18 protein-coding genes and 2 rRNA genes are annotated in these 20,278 nt (G+C 67.9%); 9 read left to right on the top strand and 11 right to left on the bottom strand.

Going from position 1 to position 20,278, the window contains the following annotated elements:
- Positions 1–95: 95 nt before the first annotated feature.
- Positions 96–3,223: ribosomal RNA gene (locus B4N89_RS15580) — 23S ribosomal RNA — on the bottom strand.
- Between the two features lie 346 nt (positions 3,224–3,569).
- A 16S ribosomal RNA gene (locus B4N89_RS15575) occupies positions 3,570–5,093 on the bottom strand.
- Together the 16S and 23S rRNA genes form the textbook arrangement of a ribosomal RNA operon.
- Positions 5,094–5,945: 852 nt before the next feature.
- On the opposite strand from B4N89_RS15575, the gene B4N89_RS15570 reads away from it, so the two are divergent.
- The 4 genes from B4N89_RS15570 to B4N89_RS15555 all read left to right on the top strand — a co-directional run bounded on the left by B4N89_RS15570 (position 5,946) and on the right by B4N89_RS15555 (position 8,895).
- Positions 5,946–6,239: a hypothetical protein gene (locus B4N89_RS15570; RefSeq protein ID WP_078976442.1), complete on the top strand. Its 294-nt coding sequence runs from the start codon at positions 5,946–5,948 to the stop codon at positions 6,237–6,239.
- Between the two features lie 101 nt (positions 6,240–6,340).
- Positions 6,341–6,793, top strand: a complete 453-nt coding sequence (locus B4N89_RS15565) for a hypothetical protein (RefSeq protein WP_078976441.1) — start codon at positions 6,341–6,343, stop codon at positions 6,791–6,793.
- A gap of 130 nt (positions 6,794–6,923) precedes the next feature.
- Positions 6,924–7,973: a 5'/3'-nucleotidase SurE gene (locus tag B4N89_RS15560; protein WP_078976440.1), complete on the top strand. Its 1,050-nt coding sequence runs from the start codon at positions 6,924–6,926 to the stop codon at positions 7,971–7,973.
- 52 nt (positions 7,974–8,025) lie between these two features.
- On the top strand, positions 8,026–8,895 hold the full coding sequence (locus tag B4N89_RS15555; protein ID WP_078976439.1) for a spermidine synthase: 870 nt from the start codon (positions 8,026–8,028) through the stop codon (positions 8,893–8,895).
- 21 nt (positions 8,896–8,916) lie between these two features.
- Here the strand turns inward: B4N89_RS15555 and B4N89_RS15550 are convergent, their stop codons facing one another.
- The 8 genes from B4N89_RS15550 to B4N89_RS15515 form a co-directional block, all read right to left on the bottom strand.
- Complete coding sequence (locus B4N89_RS15550) at positions 8,917–9,726, bottom strand: ABC transporter permease (RefSeq protein WP_078976438.1); 810 nt, start codon at positions 9,724–9,726, stop codon at positions 8,917–8,919.
- Entirely contained in the window at positions 9,707–10,621 is a 915-nt protein-coding gene (locus B4N89_RS15545; protein ID WP_078976437.1) for a 2-aminoethylphosphonate ABC transporter permease subunit, read from the bottom strand. Before B4N89_RS15545 ends, B4N89_RS15550 begins: the two co-directional genes overlap by 20 nt.
- Complete coding sequence (locus B4N89_RS15540; RefSeq protein ID WP_078976436.1) at positions 10,618–11,763, bottom strand: ABC transporter ATP-binding protein; 1,146 nt, start codon at positions 11,761–11,763, stop codon at positions 10,618–10,620. The genes B4N89_RS15545 and B4N89_RS15540 overlap by 4 nt, the downstream gene beginning before the upstream one ends.
- Before the next feature lie 50 nt (positions 11,764–11,813).
- Positions 11,814–12,902: a 2-aminoethylphosphonate ABC transporter substrate-binding protein gene (locus B4N89_RS15535; protein ID WP_078976435.1), complete on the bottom strand. Its 1,089-nt coding sequence runs from the start codon at positions 12,900–12,902 to the stop codon at positions 11,814–11,816.
- A 27-nt stretch (positions 12,903–12,929) separates the two neighbouring features.
- A complete protein-coding gene (locus B4N89_RS15530) occupies positions 12,930–13,607 on the bottom strand; it encodes a phosphonatase-like hydrolase (RefSeq protein WP_078976434.1) in 678 nt (225 codons plus the stop codon).
- A 56-nt stretch (positions 13,608–13,663) separates the two neighbouring features.
- Complete coding sequence (locus B4N89_RS15525) at positions 13,664–14,788, bottom strand: TIGR03364 family FAD-dependent oxidoreductase (protein ID WP_078976433.1); 1,125 nt, start codon at positions 14,786–14,788, stop codon at positions 13,664–13,666.
- A gap of 140 nt (positions 14,789–14,928) precedes the next feature.
- Positions 14,929–15,606, bottom strand: coding sequence for a GntR family transcriptional regulator (locus B4N89_RS15520; RefSeq protein WP_371863057.1), 678 nt, complete (start codon positions 15,604–15,606; stop codon positions 14,929–14,931).
- A gap of 87 nt (positions 15,607–15,693) precedes the next feature.
- The gene (locus B4N89_RS15515; protein ID WP_078976431.1) at positions 15,694–16,860 is read right to left on the bottom strand and encodes a glycosyltransferase; all 1,167 of its coding nucleotides are present in this window, start codon (positions 16,858–16,860) and stop codon (positions 15,694–15,696) included.
- 177 nt (positions 16,861–17,037) lie between these two features.
- Between B4N89_RS15515 and B4N89_RS15510 the strand changes: the two genes are divergently transcribed.
- From B4N89_RS15510 to B4N89_RS15495, 4 genes are all read left to right on the top strand, one after another.
- A complete protein-coding gene (locus B4N89_RS15510; RefSeq protein WP_143657979.1) occupies positions 17,038–17,277 on the top strand; it encodes a hypothetical protein in 240 nt (79 codons plus the stop codon).
- Between the two features lie 211 nt (positions 17,278–17,488).
- Positions 17,489–18,397 carry an LLM class F420-dependent oxidoreductase gene (locus tag B4N89_RS15505; RefSeq protein WP_078976429.1) on the top strand — a complete coding sequence of 303 codons (909 nt, stop codon included), beginning with the start codon at positions 17,489–17,491 and terminating at the stop codon, positions 18,395–18,397.
- Between the two features lie 47 nt (positions 18,398–18,444).
- The gene (locus B4N89_RS49800) at positions 18,445–18,747 is read left to right on the top strand and encodes an NIPSNAP family protein (protein ID WP_161500730.1); all 303 of its coding nucleotides are present in this window, start codon (positions 18,445–18,447) and stop codon (positions 18,745–18,747) included.
- Positions 18,744–19,325 (top strand): Dabb family protein, encoded by a 582-nt coding sequence (locus B4N89_RS15495; RefSeq protein ID WP_078976427.1) that lies wholly within the window; start codon positions 18,744–18,746, stop codon positions 19,323–19,325. The genes B4N89_RS49800 and B4N89_RS15495 overlap by 4 nt, the downstream gene beginning before the upstream one ends.
- 3 nt (positions 19,326–19,328) lie before the next feature.
- Here the strand turns inward: B4N89_RS15495 and B4N89_RS15490 are convergent, their stop codons facing one another.
- Complete coding sequence (locus B4N89_RS15490) at positions 19,329–19,535, bottom strand: DUF397 domain-containing protein (RefSeq protein ID WP_078976426.1); 207 nt, start codon at positions 19,533–19,535, stop codon at positions 19,329–19,331.
- A 281-nt stretch (positions 19,536–19,816) separates the two neighbouring features.
- Here B4N89_RS15490 and B4N89_RS15485 point away from each other — a divergent pair, with 281 nt between their 5' ends.
- Positions 19,817–20,254, top strand: coding sequence for an ATP-binding protein (locus B4N89_RS15485; protein ID WP_078976425.1), 438 nt, complete (start codon positions 19,817–19,819; stop codon positions 20,252–20,254).
- Positions 20,255–20,278 lie beyond the last annotated feature (24 nt).

The raw sequence follows: 20,278 nt of genomic DNA, 5'->3' as shown, positions 1-20,278 counted from the left end.
GGTGAACCAGAAATCACATGCGGTGATTCAATTATCAAACAGGTTCCCCGAAACCGATTGCGGTTCGGGAACCACACAGTGGACGCGTAGCAACTGAGGACAAGTCCTCGGCCTATTAGTACCGGTCAGCTCCACCCCTCACAGGGCTTCCACACCCGGCCTATCAACCCGATCGTCTCTCGGGGGCCTTACCCAACCGAAGCTGGTGGGAGTCCTCATCTCGAAGCAAGCTTCCCGCTTAGATGCTTTCAGCGGTTATCCCTCCCGAACGTAGCCAACCAGCCATGCCCTTGGCAGAACAACTGGCACACCAGAGGTTCGTCCGTCCCGGTCCTCTCGTACTAGGGACAGCCCTTCTCAAGACTCCTACGCGCACAGCGGATAGGGACCGAACTGTCTCACGACGTTCTAAACCCAGCTCGCGTACCGCTTTAATGGGCGAACAGCCCAACCCTTGGGACCTACTCCAGCCCCAGGATGCGACGAGCCGACATCGAGGTGCCAAACCATCCCGTCGATATGGACTCTTGGGGAAGATCAGCCTGTTATCCCCGGGGTACCTTTTATCCGTTGAGCGACGGCGCTTCCACAAGCCACCGCCGGATCACTAGTCCCTGCTTTCGCACCTGCTCGACCCGTCGGTCTCACAGTCAAGCTCCCTTGTGCACTTACACTCGACACCTGATTGCCAACCAGGATGAGGGAACCTTTGGGCGCCTCCGTTACCCTTTGGGAGGCAACCGCCCCAGTTAAACTACCCATCAGACACTGTCCCTGATCCGGATCACGGACCCAGGTTAGACATCCAGCACGACCAGAGTGGTATTTCAACGACGACTCCAAGAACACTGGCGTGTCCCCTTCACAGTCTCCCACCTATCCTACACAAGCCGAACCGAACACCAATATCAAACTATAGTAAAGGTCCCGGGGTCTTTCCGTCCTGCTGCGCGAAACGAGCATCTTTACTCGTAGTGCAATTTCACCGGGCCTGTGGTTGAGACAGTCGAGAAGTCGTTACGCCATTCGTGCAGGTCGGAACTTACCCGACAAGGAATTTCGCTACCTTAGGATGGTTATAGTTACCACCGCCGTTTACTGGCGCTTAAGTTCTCAGCCTCGCCCCGAAGAGCTAACCGGTCCCCTTAACGTTCCAGCACCGGGCAGGCGTCAGTCCGTATACATCGTCTTACGACTTCGCACGGACCTGTGTTTTTAGTAAACAGTCGCTTCTCGCTGGTCTCTGCGGCCACCACCAGCTCACCCTGCAAGAGGGATCACCAACAATGGCCCCCCTTCTCCCGAAGTTACGGGGGCATTTTGCCGAGTTCCTTAACCACAGTTCACCCGAACGCCTTGGTATTCTCTACCTGACCACCTGAGTCGGTTTGGGGTACGGGCCGCCACGACACTCGCTAGAGGCTTTTCTCGGCAGCATAGGATCATCCACTTCCCCACAATCGGGTCGGCATCAGGTCTCAGGCTGTATGTCGTGCGGATTTGCCTACACGACGCCCTACACCCTTACCCCGGGACTACCACCGCCCGGGCTGGACTACCTTCCTGCGTCACCCCATCGCTCACCTACTACCCGATTGGTTCGGCGGCTCCACCCATCCGATCACCCGAAGGATCCCGGCGGCTTCACGGCCTTAACATCACGAGGTTCGGCGCTGGCGCATCGTAGCGGGTACGGGAATATCAACCCGTTGTCCATCGACTACGCCTGTCGGCCTCGCCTTAGGTCCCGACTTACCCTGGGCGGATTAGCCTGCCCCAGGAACCCTTGGTCATCCGGCGCACACGTTTCCCACGTGTGATTCGCTACTCATGCCTGCATTCTCACTCGTGCAGCGTCCACCACTGGTTTCCACCGCGACTTCACTCGCTGCACGACGCTCCCCTACCCATCCGTACACCTGAACCACGAAGGCTTGGCTAACATACGAATGACACGACTTCGGCGGTGCGCTTGAGCCCCGCTACATTATCGGCGCGGAATCACTTGACCAGTGAGCTATTACGCACTCTTTCAAGGGTGGCTGCTTCTAAGCCAACCTCCTGGTTGTCTCTGCGACTCCACATCCTTTCCCACTTAGCGCACGCTTGGGGGCCTTAGTCGGTGCTCTGGGCTGTTTCCCTCTCGACCACGGAGCTTATCCCCCGCAGTCTCACTGCCGCGCTCTCACTTACCGGCATTCGGAGTTTGGCTTATCTCAGTAACCTGGTGAGGCCCATCAACAATCCAGTGCTCTACCTCCGGCAAGAAACACACGACGCTGCACCTAAATGCATTTCGGGGAGAACCAGCTATCACGGAGTTTGATTGGCCTTTCACCCCTAACCACAGGTCATCCCCCAGGTTTTCAACCCTGGTGGGTTCGGGCCTCCACACGGTCTTACCCGCGCTTCACCCTGCCCATGGCTAGATCACTCCGCTTCGGGTCTTGGGCGCGCGACTCAACCGCCCTGTTCGGACTCGCTTTCGCTACGGCTACCCCACACGGGTTAACCTCGCCACACACCGCAAACTCGCAGGCTCATTCTTCAAAAGGCACGCAGTCACGGCCACCACACGACTAGCGCGGATGACGACGCTCCCACGGCTTGTAGGCACACGGTTTCAGGTACTATTTCACTCCCCTCCCGGGGTACTTTTCACCTTTCCCTCACGGTACTAGTCCGCTATCGGTCACCAGGGAATATTTAGGCTTGGCGGGTGGTCCCGCCGGATTCACACGGGATTTCTCGGGCCCCGTGCTACTTGGGAAATGCGCAAGCAAGCCGTACATGTTTCGTCTACGGGGGTCTTACCCTCTACGCCGGACCTTTCGCATGTCCTTCGACTACACATACGGTTTCTGACTCGCCGACCGGCCGGCAGACCGATCAAGCACACTCCCACGACCCCGATCACGCAACCCCTGCCGGGTATCACACGTGACCGGTTTAGCCTCATCCGATTTCGCTCGCCACTACTCTCGGAATCACGGTTGTTTTCTCTTCCTGCGGGTACTGAGATGTTTCACTTCCCCGCGTTCCCTCCACACACCCTATATATTCAGGTGCGGGTGACAGCCCATGACGACTGCCGGGTTTCCCCATTCGGACACCCCCGGATCACAGCTCGGTTGACAGCTCCCCGGGGCCTATCGCGGCCTCCCACGTCCTTCATCGGTTCCTGGTACCTAGGCATCCACCGTGCGCCCTTAACAACTTGGCCACAGATGCTCGCGTCCACTGTGCAGTTCTCAAACAACAACCGATTCCCACGGACCTGAAGACCGACGCCTACCAGTCTGAAGACCGGCGGTTCGAGGATCGTCCGAGGATCGGAACCTTCCCGAGACAACAGACCGGCCCCACCAGCCACGACTGGCTGACAGGGCCGGGCCCGTTCCCTCAGGACCCAACAACGTGCCCGACCCGATCTCCTCCACGACCACGCTTTCCACGCTCCGAAGAGCAGTACTTGCGATCCCGTGTCGAATCACGAACCGAATAGTCAACGTTCCACCCATGAGCAACCGTGTGGCACAGATGGCCACATTCGGCTATGTGCTCCTTAGAAAGGAGGTGATCCAGCCGCACCTTCCGGTACGGCTACCTTGTTACGACTTCGTCCCAATCGCTGGTCCCACCTTCGACGGCTCCCCCTCTTGCGAGTTGGGCCACCGGCTTCGGGTGTTACCGACTTTCGTGACGTGACGGGCGGTGTGTACAAGGCCCGGGAACGTATTCACCGCAGCAATGCTGATCTGCGATTACTAGAGACTCCGACTTCACGGGGTCGAGTTGCAGACCCCGATCCGAACTGAGACCGGCTTTTTGAGATTCGCTCCACCTTGCGGTATCGCAGCTCATTGTACCGGCCATTGTAGCACGTGTGCAGCCCAAGACATAAGGGGCATGATGACTTGACGTCGTCCCCACCTTCCTCCGAGTTGACCCCGGCAGTCTCCTGTGAGTCCCCATCACCCCGAAAGGCATGCTGGCAACACAGAACGAGGGTTGCGCTCGTTGCGGGACTTAACCCAACATCTCACGACACGAGCTGACGACAGCCATGCACCACCTGTACACCGACCAAAAGGGGCACCTGTCTCCAGATGTTTCCGGTGTATGTCAAGCCTTGGTAAGGTTCTTCGCGTTGCGTCGAATTAAGCCACATGCTCCGCCTCTTGTGCGGGCCCCCGTCAATTCCTTTGAGTTTTAGCCTTGCGGCCGTACTCCCCAGGCGGGGAACTTAATGCGTTAGCTGCGGCACGGACGACGTGGAATGTCGCCCACACCTAGTTCCCAACGTTTACGGCGTGGACTACCAGGGTATCTAATCCTGTTCGCTCCCCACGCTTTCGCTCCTCAGCGTCAGTATCGGCCCAGAGACCCGCCTTCGCCACCGGTGTTCCTCCTGATATCTGCGCATTTCACCGCTACACCAGGAATTCCAGTCTCCCCTGCCGAACTCTAGCCTGCCCGTATCGAATGCAGGCTCGGGGTTAAGCCCCGAGTTTTCACATCCGACGCGACAGGCCGCCTACGAGCTCTTTACGCCCAATAATTCCGGACAACGCTCGCACCCTACGTATTACCGCGGCTGCTGGCACGTAGTTAGCCGGTGCTTCTTCTGCAGGTACCGTCACTCTCGCTTCTTCCCTGCTGAAAGAGGTTTACAACCCGAAGGCCGTCATCCCTCACGCGGCGTCGCTGCGTCAGGCTTTCGCCCATTGCGCAATATTCCCCACTGCTGCCTCCCGTAGGAGTCTGGGCCGTGTCTCAGTCCCAGTGTGGCCGGTCGCCCTCTCAGGCCGGCTACCCGTCGTCGCCTTGGTAGGCCACTACCCCACCAACAAGCTGATAGGCCGCGGGCCCATCCTGCACCGCCGGAACTTTCAACCCCCCACCATGCGGAGGAGGATGTTATCCGGTATTAGCTCCGGTTTCCCGAAGTTATCCCAGAGTGCAGGGCAGGTTGCCCACGTGTTACTCACCCGTTCGCCACTCATCCACCCCGAAGGGCTTCAGCGTTCGACTTGCATGTGTTAAGCACGCCGCCAGCGTTCGTCCTGAGCCAGGATCAAACTCTCCATTGATGTTCACCGGTAATCCGGTGGAACACAATAAGTGAGCGGCGACTCTCCCGGAGGAATGATCCGGGTATGCCGCCCGCGTCCTTGCTGTGACCTGGGCCCACTGACAGGACCCAGGATTTTCTTCAAAGGAACCACCAACACCGACCGCGACTCCCCGAACGGGGAACACGCTCAGCGCCGGGGGTGTTTCTTTGGCGTTGACTTTTGGCACGCTGTTGAGTTCTCAAGGAACGGACGCTTCCTTTGGTGCGGAATCAACCGCGCCCTCCGGGCGTTTGACGTTCGTTTGTGTTTCTTTTGTTTCGCTTTCGCGTCTCCAGCTTAGCACACCGTTTCGGCCGCTTCGCTTTCCTCGCTTTCGGCATCCGGCGCGTCCCCGCGCTTTCCGCCTTTCAGACTCTAGCAGATCTTCCGACCCGCTTTTCGTCCGTTCGCTTTCCGCCTGTGAAACTTTCGTTTCTTCGGCTTCCGGCCCTTCGAGCCTAGCAGGTCTTCCGGCCCGCTTCGCTCGCCGCTTCGGCTTCGGAAATTTGTTCTTCCCGCTGCTTTCCGCGACCCCCGAACATTAGCGGATCGCATTTCCCACCGTCTAATCGGTGGCAATTCGCGTTCCGGCAATCTGCGGGGGCACCCGAGCACAGAACTACTCGCGTGATGCGCAGGGCGCAGCACGCTTCGTTCGGATGATCGGATTCGCCGCCCCGGGACCAGCCAGCGCAAGCGCCTAGGCTCGCGTCTGTCTCAGGTCTCCCTGTCGGGCAACTTGGAGGACCTTACCGGTGCCCGGTCCCGACCGCAAACCGGCGCGCACAGGCTCCGTTTCGGGTGTTCGAACGCGAGCAGACTCCCGGCATGGTGACCTCCCGAGCACGACGAGCGAACCCGATCGTGACCGTCATCCGCGCCGTGGTCACAGTGATCGTGGTCATCATCGTCCTGCACATCGTTCTGTTCGTCTTCGAAGCCAATCCCGCCAACGACGCGGTGGACACGATCGCCGACTGGTCGGACTGGCTCACCCGCTGGGCGAAGGACTTCTTCACCCCCGACAATGTCAAGGTCCGGGTCACGGTGAACTGCGGCCTGGCCGTTCTCGTGTACCTCGGGGTCGCGGCGCTGCTGGAGCGCCTGGCCCGCCGGGTCTGAGCCCGATCACGATCGGCTCGATACTTCCGTACGGTGGCGGCGCACCAGTCGCGATGATGGGTGCAAGGACCGCATCGCGCCGCCACCGACCGGAGGACCCCATGTCGCTGCTCACCCCGGACAGCCTGGGCGACCTCCTGGGCTTGTTCGACTTCGGGAACGGGTGTGTCACCCGCGTCCACATCGAGGATCCGTTCAGTCCGAACGGCGCCACCGCCCGTGTGCTGGTCGATGCCAGGGATCGGGAACACGGCTGGCCGTGGATTCCCGTGGAGTTCACTCTTACGGGACTTCGGGACTACCGAGTCGAACACGGCAAGGGTTTCTCCGGAATGCTCTATTTCGACCCGGTGCTCTCGCGATTTCCCGACGAGGCCTACGGCGATCTGTTCTATCTCGACTTCGATCCGGTCGACGGGCCCGGAGCCTACGAGCCGGTCGACGCCGGCGACGTCGTCGGTCGATCGCAGTGCTTCTTTGCCGCGGAGAGCTGTTCGTGGCAGGCCCTGCCGCCTGCGGAGAGCCCCCGGCTGAAGCTCATCGGTAACGTTTAGATCTCAAACCTTTCACTCACTAGGTTCGGCTTCTACGTTCACTCGCACCCGAATCGGCGGCGAGTGTTCGAGTCGTGAACGCTCGCCGACCGATTCCTCCGTATTCGGTACGAAGTCGAGTCGAGGAACCATGAAGCTCCAGCGGAAGCGCATCGCCGCCCTGCCCGCCGCCCTCGGCGCGGGCGCCCTGCTCCTGGCCCTGACCGGGAGCGCCGACGCCGCCCCGAAGCACGATGACCACCGCCCTTCCGTGGCCGGCATGCGGATCCTGCTGAGCAACGACGACTCGATGCAGAACGCCAAGCCGGACGGCGCCGACGGCCGTGGGATCTACGAGGTACGCCGGGCCCTGTGTGCCGCAGGGGCGGACGTCGTGGTGATGGCGCCGTGGCAGTACATGAGCGGCTTCGGTACCGCGGCCACCGGCGGCGGCGCGCTCACCGTGTCCAGGCGCACCGCACTACCGACCGGCTTCGAGGGCGACTGTGCCGGGGCGCCGAGCAAGGGGGCCGTCTTCGGCGTGTGCAAGGGCAGCGCCGCGTGCGGCCCGACGACCCCGAGCGCGACACCGGTGGACACCGTACGGCTGGCCCTGCGCGGTGGCCTGGCCGCCAAGGTCGGCTGGCACAGCGGTCCCGACCTGGTGCTCACCGGCATCAACTCCGGTCCCAACGTCGCCTCGGTCACCAACGACTCGGGCACGCTGGGCGCCGCCATCGCCGCGAACGACAACGGCAAGCCGGCGATCGCGCTCAGCGGCGGCTTCGACATGGAGTCGTTCAAGGTGACCCCGGCCACCTACCGGGCGTTCGCCGACTTCCTGCCCTCGTACGTGGCGCAGTTGAAGGACCGCAAGGTGCTGTCGGACCGGTACGTGGTCGACATCAACCACCCGAACGTGGTGCCGGGCGAGCGGATCGGCCGACCGGTCTGGACCGAGATCGGCACCGAAACCGTGGTCGCGATCCGGTACACGGCCGAGGCCGACGGCGACACGTTCGCGATCGGCCAGGGCGACTGCGCGTCGCCCGGCACCTTCTGCCGTCCGGAGACCAAGCGGCGGGCCGACTGGACCGAACTGAACAAGGGGAACATCACCGTCTCGGCCGTGACCGGCGACCGTACTCTTCGCGGCGGCGAGGACGATCGTCTGGAGCGGTTCGTCACCACCGGCCGCTGACGCCGGCGACCTACCGCGAGGACGGGGCGCGCGGCGGCTCGATACTGGATCGATGGCAGACAAGCAGCGTCGACGCGGTCGCGCCCCCGAGCCGGTCCGTGCCGAGGTGGCGTCCGGCGATGTCGAGCTCGAACCCGATCCGGATCGGGCCGGGGCCTGGACGCTGCGGCTGCACGGTTCGCCGCAGTCGCATGTGGACCTGGACGATCCGACCTGGCTGGAGTTCGAGTACGTCCGCCGGCTTGGCCACCTGGTCGACCTCATCGCGGACGCCGGCAAGCCGCTGCGGGTCCTGCACCTCGGCGGCGGCGGGCTGACCCTGCCCCGCTACGTGGCCGCCACCCGGCCGCGTTCGCGGCAGCAGGTGGTGGAGCTGGACGGGGAACTCGTCGCGTTCGTCCGGCGCGCGTTGCCGTGGGATCGCACCTGGCAGATCCGGGTGCGGACCGGTGACGCCCGCGAGGTGGCCGCCCGCGCGCCGGACGCCGCGTTCGACCTGGCCGTGGTGGACGTGTTCGCCGACTCGCGGGTGCCCGCGCATCTGACCTCGGCCGAGTTCGTGGGCGAGGTGGCCCGGACGCTGGCCCCCGCCGGGGTGTACGCGGTGAATCTGGCCGACGGCGGGCCGCTTTTCTTCGTGCGCACGCAGGTCGCCACGATCCGGTCGGTCTTCCCGAACCTGCTGCTCGTCGCCGATCCGGCGGTGTTGCGCGGGCGGCGGTTCGGCAACGTCGTGCTGGTCGCCTCGCACGGCGAACTGCCGATCGCCGCGTTGGCCCGGCGTACCGCCGCCGATCCGTTCCCCGGCCGGGTCGAGCACGGACCGGCGCTGGCCGACTTCACCGGCGGCGCGGCCGTGGTCCACGACACCACGGCGGTCGCGTCGCCGGCCCCGCCCGCGCGCACGTTCGGCAAGAACTGAGCGATGGCCGGCCAGGACCCCTTACCGTCGCCGCCGGCGCTCCTCCACCCGGCCCTTGAGCAGGCCGACCACCATGAGCACGACCAGGGTCGCGACCAGCAGCACCACGGTGACCGCGGAGCCCAGGAGCACCTTTCCCCGGTCGGTGAGGGTGAAGATCGACACCGGCAGGGTGCGCCACTCTGCCGGATAGACCATGATCGTCGCGCCCACCTCGCCCATGGACAGCGCGATCGCCAGACTGGCCGCCGCGGTGATCGAGGGCAGCAACATCGGCAGTCGCACCCGCAGCAGCACCCGCGCCGGGCTCGCCCCGAGCGAGGCGGCGACCTCGGCGAAGGCCGCGTCGGTGCGATCCAGCCCCGCCGACACCGTCGAGTAGGCGAAGGTCACCACGAGCACCGCGTGCGCCGCGATGACGATCCACTTCGTGCCGTTGAGCAGGATCGGACCGTCGCTGAAGGCCACCAGCATGCCGAGCCCGACCACCACCGAGGGCACCGCGACCGGCAGGTGGAACACCGCGTCGGTGAGCCGGCGTACGAAGCGCGGCGCACCACGCGCGGCGATCGCCGCCCACGTGCCGACCACGATCGCGATCAGCGAGGCGCCGAGCGCGGTCTCGACGCTCACCACGAGGCTGTCGGAGTTGGTGCCCGCCGTGGCCTCGCGGATGTTCTCGCTCGTCCACGACGCCGGCAGCACGCTGTTCCAGTCGCCGGCGAAGGCGGCGATGCCCAGGATCGCCAGCGGGGCGAGCACGAGGGGGGCGAAGACGAGTGCGAACAGCGCCCAGACGAGGGCGCGTCCGCTACGCGACCAGACCAGCACGGCCGGCTCCTGTCCGGGAGAAGACGAATCGGTACACGGTGTAGAGCGTCAGCGACAGCGCGACCTCGACCACCGCGACCACACACGCGCCCGGGTAGTCGAAGGTGACCGCGCCCTTGGCGTGCACCAGCATCGGCAGCGTGGTGACGTCCTTGGCGCCGATGAACAGCACGATCCCGAACTCGTTGAGGGTGAGCAGCAGGGTCAGGCTGCCCCCGGCCGCGAGCGCGGGCCAGGCCTCGGGCAGCAGCACCTGCCGGATCACCCGCAGCGGGCCCGCGCCGAGCGAGGCCGCGACGTCGAGGCGTTCCCGGGGCACCAGCGCGAAGGCCGCGAGCAGCGGGCGCATCACGAACGGGGTGTAGAAGGTGATCTCGGCCAGCACCACACACCAGGGCGAGTACAGGAAGCCGACCAGTGGCTCGCCCAGGCCGAGTTTGTCCGCCGCCGCGTTGACCACGCCCGCCGTGCCGTACAGGAAGGTGAAGGCGAGCGCGATCAGGAAGGACGGGAAGGCCAACACGGTGTCCACGATCCTGCTCACCGCGCGCGAGCCGGGGAAGGGCACGAAGGACAACACCAGGGCCAGGAAGAAGCCCACCACCAGGCAGCCGAGCGTGGACAACACGGCGATCTTGACCGTGTTCCACAGCGCGTCGCCGAACGAGGGCGAGTTCAGTACGTCGCGCCACACATCCAGGCCGACGTTCTCGTTCTTGTCGACGAAGGACTGCTTGACCACGAGCGCGAGCGGATAGAGGAAGAACCCGGCGGCGAGCACGAGCGGCGGGAGTACCCACAACGCGCGCGTCGCACCGCCGCGGCCCCGCCGCTCGCGGGCCGGAGCCGGGGTCGGCTTCGTCACGATCGGCGGCTCGGTCAGGGTCGCGGTCATCCGCCCGCTCCCGCCGGAACCAGGACGCACGGCTCGGCGGGCAGCGCGACGCCCAACCGCTCGCCGAGCGCGGGCACCGCGGCCAGGTCGGTGACGTCGATCCGGATCTCCCGCTCGCCGTCGCCTTCCAGCACGCAGGTCAGCCGGTAGTCGGCGCCGCGCCACTGGGTGGCGACCAGTCGTGCGGGCAGCGTGTCCGCCCGGTCGACTTCGGTCACCGCCAGGGTGTGCGGACGGGCCACGAGCAGCGCCCGCGCACCTTCGGCGAACGCCCCGGTGGGGTCGGCCGCGACGGTCAGCCCGCCCACCGCGACGCGCACCGCGTCGTCCGCGGCCGTGCAATCCGCCAGCACCCGCGCGTCGAGCAGGTTGGCCGCGCCCAGGAAGGACGCGGTGAACTCGCTCGGCGGCCGGCGGTACAGCCGGTCCGTCGCGTCGAGGTCGACGAGGCGCGCGTCCCGCATCACCGCGATCCGGTCGGCGAGCGCCAGCGCCTCGGTCTGATCGTGCGTCACGTACATGATCGCCACGTCGGGCAACTCGCCGCGCAGCCGTTGCAGTTCACCGAGCAGGTCGGCGCGCAGCGTGGCGTCGAGCGCGGACAGCGGCTCGTCGAGGAGCAAAACGGGCGGTCGGATGGCCAATGCCCGGGCGATCGCCACACGTTGCTGCTGCCCACCGGACAACTCGCGGGGATAGCGCCGGGCGTAGCCGGCCATCCCCACCATGTCCAGCGCCTCGGTGACCCGGCGGCCCACCTCGGCGCGCGACACCCGGCGGGCCCTGAGCCCGAACGCCACGTTGTCGGCGACCCGCATGTGCGGGAACAGCGCGTAGTTCTGCACCACGACGCCGATGCCGCGCTTGTTCGGCGGCTCGTACGTGACGTCGCGTCCGGCCAGGGTGATCCGGCCCGAGGCGGGCCGGAGGAAACCCGCGACCGCCTTGAGCGCGGTGGACTTGCCCGAGCCCGAGGGCCCGAGCAGGGCCACCGTCTCGCCTCGGGCGACCTCCAGGGTCAGCCCTTCCAGGGCCGTGACCGATCCGTAACGGACCGTCAGATCCTGGATGCCGATCGCCGATTCGGTCGGCGCGGCACTCGCGACGGCGGACGCGGTGCGCTCGATGGCTGGTGCGGTCATGCGGGTTGCCTCCCTGTCCGCGGTGGATTCCGGACGTGTGCGCCGGCGGTTCAGCGACCGACGGCCTTGTTGTAGGCGGCCAGGTCGGCGTCCAGGTCCTTGAGGACGGTGTCCCACTCCGGCGCCCAGATCTCCACGCCCTCCAGGGCCTTGGCGATCTCGGCGGCGTTCGCGTCGGTCGGCTTGACGTCCTCGCGCACCGGCAGGCCGAGCGCGTCGGCGGAGACCGAGGTCTGCGCCTCGGTGGAGAGCAGGTAGTCCATCAGCTTGCGGCCGTTGTCGGCGTGCGGGGCGCCCGAGGACAGGCCCATGAAGTAGGGCAGCGCGAACGTCGAGGCCTTGCCCGCGTCGTCGGCCGGGAACCACACTTTGAAGTTGGACTTGTCGTTGTGGATCGACGCGAGATTCATCTGCAAGTCGCCGTTGGCCACGCTGAGTTCGCCCTTGCCGACCTTGGGCTGGAGCTTGCCCGTGGACGAGGACGGGCCGACGTTGTTGGACTCGAGCCGCTTGAGGTAGTCGAGCGCGCCCTGCTTGCCGTACAGGTGCTGGAGTTGGATCAGTACGGCGGTGCCGTCGCCGGCCTGGCCGGGCGTGGAGTACTGGAGCTTGGACTTGAACCGGCCGTCGGTGAGCTCGGCCCACTTGGTCGGCGCGGGCTTGGCGGTGTCCGGGTTGTAAATCCAGGAGGCGTAGTTGTTCACCACGGCGGTGAACCGGCCCCGGGCGTCCTTGCCGGTGGCGGGCACCTTGTCGGAGCCGGCCGGGGTGTAGGCGGTGAGCAGGTCGGCCTGGGCGGCGCGCTGGATGAACGGCGGCAGCGTGATCGCCACGTCGGCCTGCGGGTTGCCCTTCTCCTTCTCCATGCGCGTGACCACCTCGCCGGAGCCGGACTCGACCAGGTTGACCTTGACGCCGGTCTTCTTCTCGAAGTCCGCGAAACGTTTGGTGTACCAGTCGGCGAGGCCGTCCACCGAGTAGACGGTGACGCTGCCGGAGCCCTTGGCGGGCGCGCCGCCGGGAGCGGCGTTGGCGGCCGGCTTGGTGTCGTCCGAGCCGCTCCCGCCGGTCCCGCCGCAGGCGCTCGCGCCGAGCACGACCACGGTGGCGGCGGCGGTGAGGCCGAGGATGCGTCGCATGGGGAATCGCCCTTTCGAGACGTCGAATCAGCCCTGGAGCAGGGCGGGAAGATCGCGGATGGAGCCGAGTACGTGGGTGGCGCCGGCCGCTTCGAGCGCGGCGCGGTCGTGCGCGCCGGTGAGCACACCGGCGGCGATGGAGGCACCGGAGCGCAGTCCGGTGAGGACGTCGAACGCGGTGTCGCCGACCACGGCCACCGCGCGCAGGTCGTCCACGCCCAGGCGCAGCACCGCGGTGAGCACCAGGTCGGGGTGGGGCCGCCCGCGCCCGGCCTCGGCCGGGCACAGGGTGAGGTCGGCGAGGTCGGCCCAGCCGAGCGCGGCGAGGATCGCGTCCTGGGTGGGGCGGCCGAAGCCGGTGGTCAGCGCGACCTTGACGCCGGCCGCGCGCAGGGCGCGGATGGTGTCCTCGGCGCCCTCGATCGGCGCGCAGCGGCCCTCGGCGACCAGGTCGGCGTAGGCGCTCTCGAACGCGAGGTTGGCCGCCCGCGCGCGCTCCTCGTCGCCGTCGAGCAGGGCCCGGAAGACGGTGATCTTGCTTTCGCCCATGGTGTCGTGGACGTAGCCGAGCTTGCGCTCGAAGTCGGCCGTGCCGGGTTCGACGCCGACCGCGCCGATCGCGCGGGTGAACGCCTCGACCACGAGGCCGTCGTCCGCGACGGTGGTGCCGGCCATGTCCAGGACGGCGAGCTGATAGTTCGTCATGAGTGGTGCTCCGTGGGGGCTTGCGACGACGGGTGGGGCGGGAAGGGGCGGCCGGGTCACAGGCCGAGGGTGTCGGCGGTGCGTTCCGCGATCGCGGGCGAGCAGGTCATCCCGCGCCCGCCGGGGCCGGTCACCAGCCAGGTGCCGGGGGCGACCTGTTCGCGGTGCACGACGCGGGTGGTGTCGACGGTCTGCGCGTACACCCCGGCCCAGCGGCGGCGCACGGCCGGCAGCGGGCGGCCGAGCAGCGCCTCGGCCACCTCGACCAGGTGCGTGTAGGGCGCGGAGTCGACGTCGAAGGTGAACGGCTCGTCGTACTCGTGGGTGTCGCCGATGGTCAGCCCGCCGTCGAGGCGCTGGACCATCAGCAACTGCATGCGGTGCTCGGTGGGCACCGGCGCCTGGGGGCGGGCGGCGCGCAGCGCCTCGAGGGCGGCGCCGGCGTAGGCCGGGTAGTAGCGGAAGCTGTCGCCGTCGGCGACCGAGGTGGTCAGCGCCTCGTCGAGCGGGTCGGTCTGCATCATCTGCAGGCGCACCCGGCGCACCGGCAGTTCCGGGGCCAGCTCGCGGACCAGGCCGCTCAGCCACGCGCCGGTGCACAGCACCACCAGGTCGCCCTCGTGCACCTGCCCGTGGTCGTCGCGCACCCCGGTGCCGGCGGGGAGCAGGTCGCGCACCTCGCGGCCGGGCAGCCAGGTGTACCGGCCGGAGCCGGCCATGCGCTCGCGCAGCGCGGGCAGCGCGACGCGGGACTCGACCGCGCCGTCGCGCTCGCACCACAGCGCGGCGTCGAAGGCACCGCGCAGGGCCGGGTTGTGGCCGCGTGCCTCCTCCGGGGTGAGCAGCTTCAGGCCGCGTTCGGCGGCATCCGGCAGGGCGAGCGCCGCCTCGGCGACCGCGACCTCTTCGGCGCCGCGGCACACGGTGAGCGAACCGTTGGGGCGAAAGCCGATGCCGGGCACGTCGGCGCCGACGCGCTCCCACATCTCGCGGGCCCGCAGGGCGGTGTCCAGTTCGTCGCCGCCGGCCCGGCCACCGATCCACACCAGGCCGAAGTTGCGCACCGAAGCACCGCGCGCCTCGCGCTCGCGCTCGATGTGCACGACCTCGTGGCCTCGCTCGACGGCCTGCCAGGCGTGCATGGTGCCCAGCACGCCACCTCCGACGACAATGACTCGCACCGGCTTCCTCCGTGTTCTCGGGGGCGAATGCGACCAGCTTGGGAGTGGCCGATGCCGAGCACACGGAGGCGGTATGTCGTCCGGGTGAACAGTCCGTTAAGGTCCGAACCTGTTACCTCGTCGTTATCAAAGACGGTCGATCAGGCCCGCATACGCGTCGCGAATCCCATCCGATCACCACGAAACAGTGCCCGCACCCGCTCGATGGGCACCCCCTGCGGGTCGTAGGAGGTGCGCATGACCAGCAGCATCGGCAGCGCCGGGTTGGTCTCCAGGAGCAGCGCCTCGCGCGGCGCGGCCAAGACGGTCTCCACCGTCTCGTGCATCTCCGCGAAGACCACCCCCAGGTCGTCCTGCAGGCACCTGTACAGCGAACCCTCCGGGCGCAGCACGTCCAGAATCGTGGGGAACCGGTCCAGCGGCAGGTAGGTGCTCTCCAGGCCGATCGGCTCGTCGTCGGCGAGCAGCACCCGCTCCACGTGCACGGTCAGGTCGCCGGCCCGGATCCGCAGCCGTTCGGCCAGGTCCGGCTTGGCGACGTGGTGTTCGAGGGTGACCACCCGTCGGCTGGGGGTGAGCCCCATCGAGCGCACCGCCTCGGTGTAGCTGCCCATGCTCACCGGCTGCATCAGCTTCGGCGGCGCGACATAGGTGCCGCGCCCCCGCGCCGAGCGCAGCCGGCCCTCCATCACCAACTCGCCGATCGCCGCGCGCAGCGTGGAGCGGGCGACGCCGTAGTCGGCGGCGAGTTCGCGTTCGGAGGGCAGCAGGGCGTCCTCGCCCAACTCGTCCATGAGTTGGAGCAGGCGCATCTTCACCGTGTGCGACTTGGGCACGCGGCCGTGTTCGGGAACGCCGTCGCGATAGGGACGGGCGGTGGAGTCCGGTCTGGGCACGAAGGGAGCCTATTCGGCCGGCGCCGGGTACGTTCGACCCTTCCACGCCGCCCCGCGCCCCCGCGCGTGCCGCACCGCCGAGTGCACGGTCATCCCCAGGTAGAGCGTGGCCGCCGCCGGCAACAGCACCGCCTCCGCCGCCGGCCGTCCGTAATAGCGCACCATCGGTACGTAGGTCGCGGTCATCAGCGCCCACACCGCGAGCCCGAGCAGCGCGAGCGGCACATCGCCGCCGACGAGCCCGACGACCAGCGCGACCGGGGCGGCCAGATAGACCAGCGCCAGGCCCGCCACGGTGCCGACGAGCAGCAGCCACGAGTGCCGGAGCTGGGCGAACGCGCTGCGCGCGACCATGTTCCACAGGTCGGCCAGCCCCGGATAGGGCCGCACGCTGTCCACGTGCCGCGCCGGGCCGTCCGCGAGCACCAGCCGGATCCGGCCGCCGGAGCGCTTGAGCGCGGTACCGAGCGACACGTCGTCGATCACCGCGTCCCGGATCGCCGCCACCCCGCCGGCCCGCTCCAGCGCGGTGCGCCGCACCAGCACACATCCCCCGGCCGCGGCCGCCACCCGGGACGTCGGCCGGTTCACCCGGCGGAACGGGAAGAGCTTGCCGAAGAAGTACACGAAGGCCGGCACGATCACCTTCTCCCACCGGGTGTGCGTGCGCAGCCGGGCCATCACCGACAGCAGGTCGAGCCGGTCCCGCTCGGCCTCGCCGACCAGCCGGGCCAGCGAATCGGGCGCGTGCGCGATGTCCGCGTCGGTGAAGAGGATCCAGTCCACCTCGCCGACCGACTCCACGCCGTGCCGCAGCGCCCACAACTTGCCGGTCCAGCCCGAGGGCGGCTCCCCGGGTGAGGTCACGGTCAGCGGCACCATGGCATCGGCCCCCAGTCGGCGGGCCACCTCGGCGGTCGCGTCGGTACTGCCGTCGTCGACCAGCACCACCCGCGCCCGGCCGGGGAAGTCCTGCGCGAGCAGCGCGGGCAGACTCTCCCCGAGCACCGCGGCCTCGTCGCGCGCGGGCACGATCACCGCCACCGACCCGCTGCCCGAGGGCGGCGCGGCGGGCCGCGCCAGACGCACGTCGGTGCGCCAGAACCAGCCGTGAAACAGCGTCAGATAGACCCAGGCGAGACCGGAAACGGCGGTGATCCACAACAAGACGTCCACATCGGAAGCCTGCCGGCTCCGCCGCGCCACCCGGGCGCTCCTTCCGGGTGAAGTCCGCGCGCGAACGGAGTCCTCCGGTCAAGCGGGCGACCGCCGGGACCGATATCGGGTAGGGGAGCTGTCTCGACAGTCGAGGAACTACCCATCGGCAGAAGGGCGGTGCCCGTCATGGGCGACGTGACCACGAGAGACCGGGAGCAGATTCGCGGGGGCGGGGCGACCCGTTGGCAGGGATTCGAGGTCGGCACTCGGGTACGGGTGCAGGTGGGCCTGAGCACCGGGCACATCGGCGAGGTCTGCGAGGTGTTCGCGGACGCGCACCGGCCGCCGCTGTCCCCGTACCAGTGGTATTCGGTGCGTTTCGCGGACGGCCTGCGCCCGCTGTACCGCCACGACGAGTTGGTCGAGCTTTCGTAGGTCGCCTCCCGCCCTTCGGCGCCGGCCGACCCGCCCGCGGTCACCGCGTGCGCCCGCACCCCGACGGCGGGCGCACGCGGCATGCGGCGGGCCGCGCACGTACCGCCCGGACGACCCCTCGGCCGCGTGTCCAACGACACCGTCGGTCGGGTCTTGCGCTCGCACGCCCGCCGGGGCAGGGTGCGGGCACGGGATCTGAAAGGGCGTCAGAATGACGATCAAGCTGGGCGTGATGGCGCCCTTCGCGGACGGTCTGATCACCTCCGGCGGCTTCCTGCGCGACTTCGCGGGCACGCTGGAGGAGTGCGGCGTGGAGTCCGTGTGGACCGTCGAACACGTCGTGGTCGCCGAGGACTACGAGCCCCTGTACCCGTATTCGGATTCCGGTCGCACGCCGAGCGCGGCTGGTGTGGTGCCGATGCCCGACCCGCTGGAGACCATCGCCTTCCTCGCGGGCGCCTCGCGCACCCTGCGCTTCGGCACCGCGATGGTGGTCGCGCCGCTGCACAGTCCGGTGGTGTTGGCCAAGCGGGCCGCCACCATCGATCGGCACTCGGACGGCCGGTTGATGCTCGGCCTGGGCATCGGCTGGCAGAAGGAGGAGTACGCCGCGGTCGGCGCGGCGTACTCCGAGCGCGGCGCCCGGCTCGAGGAGTGTGTGGGCGCGATGCGCGCGCTGTGGGCCGACGCGCCCGCCTCGTTCCGCGGCAGGTTCACCACGTTCGAGCGGGTGCACTGCCTGCCGCGCCCCGCACGCGGCGCGGTGCCGGTGGTGCTCGGCGGCAACAGCGAGCCCGCGGTGCGCCGGGCCGGCCGGATCGGCGACGGCTGGTTCCCGTACACGATCGCCCCCGACGAGTTCGAGGCGCGCGCCGAGGTGCTGCGCGCGAGCATGGCCGCGGCCGGTCGGGCCTCGGACGCGGTGGAGATCACCGCGTGGCCCGGCTCGTGCGATCGCGACCTCCAGTACGACCCGAACTGGGTGCGCCGGTTCACCGAAGCGGGCGCGAGCCGCCTGGTGTTCGCCCCCAACCCGGCCGAGTTGGCCGGGTCGCGGGGGCTGCGGGTGTTGCGCGAGCGGATCGCGCACTACCGCGAGACCATCGCGGACAAGCTTTGAACACCCCCGAGACGCCCGCCTCGGAAACCGTGAGCATCCTCGACCACGTGACCCTGACGAACGATCAGGTCGCCTGGTGGCTGGGCCAGTTCCATGATCGCTACCTGCCTGGCGCACAACGACGCGGGATGCGCCTGGAGCGGGTCTGGCGCTCGCCGGCGGGCCGGGACGCGACCACCGTGCACATCCTGTGGGTCCTGCCGGGGATCCGCGCGTTCTACGCGATGCGCGGGGCCGCGGCGGCCGATCCGGAGGTGGCGGCGTTCTGGGCGGCCACCGACGGTTACGCGCTGGAGCGGCAGCGGCGGGCACTGCAACCGGCCGAGGCCGGGGTGGGGGTGTCCGCGTGAGGCGGTGGCTGGTCCGGGCGGACGGCCCGCCCGCTCCCGGATTTTCGGCAACGGCGGCTGCGGATCCGTCGGCGGGGCCGGATCTGCCCGGCAGCGTCGGCGGGCTCGGCTGGTCGTGGGACCTGCGCGCCGACGCCCGGCCGGAACTGCCGGCGTCCGCCGACGCGATCGCCCTGCGGCCGGTGCGCGCCGGGTTCGTGCCGCTGACCGGACCGCGGATCAAACGCACCCTGCTGCTGACCGTGCGCGCGGGCACCCCCGCCGACGTGCTCGCGGAATTCGAGTCGGATCTCATCGCGATGCCCGAGCACATCGGGACCATCCGCTCCTGGGCGCTGTCCCGAGTGGACCCGATCGGGGGCGACACCGCGTGGACACACGCCTGGGAACAGGAGTACGCCACGATCGAGGGGTTGACCGGCGAATATCTGCTGAACCCGTATCACTGGGCGCATGTGGACCGCTGGTTCGACGGCGAGATACCCGGGTCGATCGTGGAACCCGTACTGGCCCACGTCTTCCGCTGGAGCGAGTCCTCGGTGCTCATCGAAGATCTCCCCGGAATGCGGCCTGACTGATCGTCAAATCCGGTGCGCGACAAGGGCAACCAACAGGTGGGACCATTCACGATCGGTGAACCGCAGGACCGCGCAGGCGCGTTGCTTGGAATCGCGCACCACCACCTCGCTGGGCCGACGGTTCACCACTTCGACGCAGTTTCCCTGCACGCTGCTGTAGGAGCTCCGTCGCCACGTCGGTGCGTAGGTTTCCTGCGACCAGGTCGCCATCGGCCCGTCACTCCTGACTTGTCGAGGTTCCGCCGCCGGGCGACACGAACCCCTCCCCCGGGAGGGAGCCGACCTCCGTGTGAGGGTCAGGGACATCGCCCGATCGGGTGAACCGTGTACACGCGGACACCGAAGTGGCGGCGAGAGTTGCACCGCCGGGTTTCGTGGAGCATCCTACCGAGCACCCTCACTTTACGCGCTTACAAGATCACTTAAAGCGACGGGACGGGGCGGGGCCGCTTGCGGGGGCAATCGCAGCCCACGCAACAGGAGGTAGCCGCATGACCACCCTGGCCGATCCGGAAGTGACGGACGAGGCGGACGAGGTCAGCCCGACCATCACGCTGCCGGCGATGCCCGCGTGCGTGTCCGCCGTGCGGGAGCATGTCCGCGTGGCGCTGCGGGTCTGGGATCTCGACTCCTTGTCCGACACCGCCGTACTTCTCGCCTCCGAACTGGCGACCAATGCCGTGCGTCACGCGGGTCTCGGACGCCCGTTCAGCGTCGTGGTCCGCCGAGACCGCGCGCCCGACGGCGCCGCCTGCGTTTGGATCGAGGTGCACGACACCGACGCCCGTACGCCCCAGGTGGTCGAGGCGGCCGACGACGACACCACGGGCCGCGGCCTGATGCTGGTCGAATCGTTGTCCGACGGCTGGGAAGCGGTGCCCGAGCCCGGCGGCAAGTGTGTGCGTTTCCGGCTCGCGATGACCGCCTGATCCGCCGCCGGGCCCGCGTCGACC

Source organism: Embleya scabrispora (assembly GCF_002024165.1).
Taxonomy (GTDB): domain Bacteria; phylum Actinomycetota; class Actinomycetes; order Streptomycetales; family Streptomycetaceae; genus Embleya; species Embleya scabrispora_A.
The sequence above is the reverse complement of the archived record's forward strand: the minus strand, read 5'-3'. Positions and strand labels throughout refer to the sequence as shown.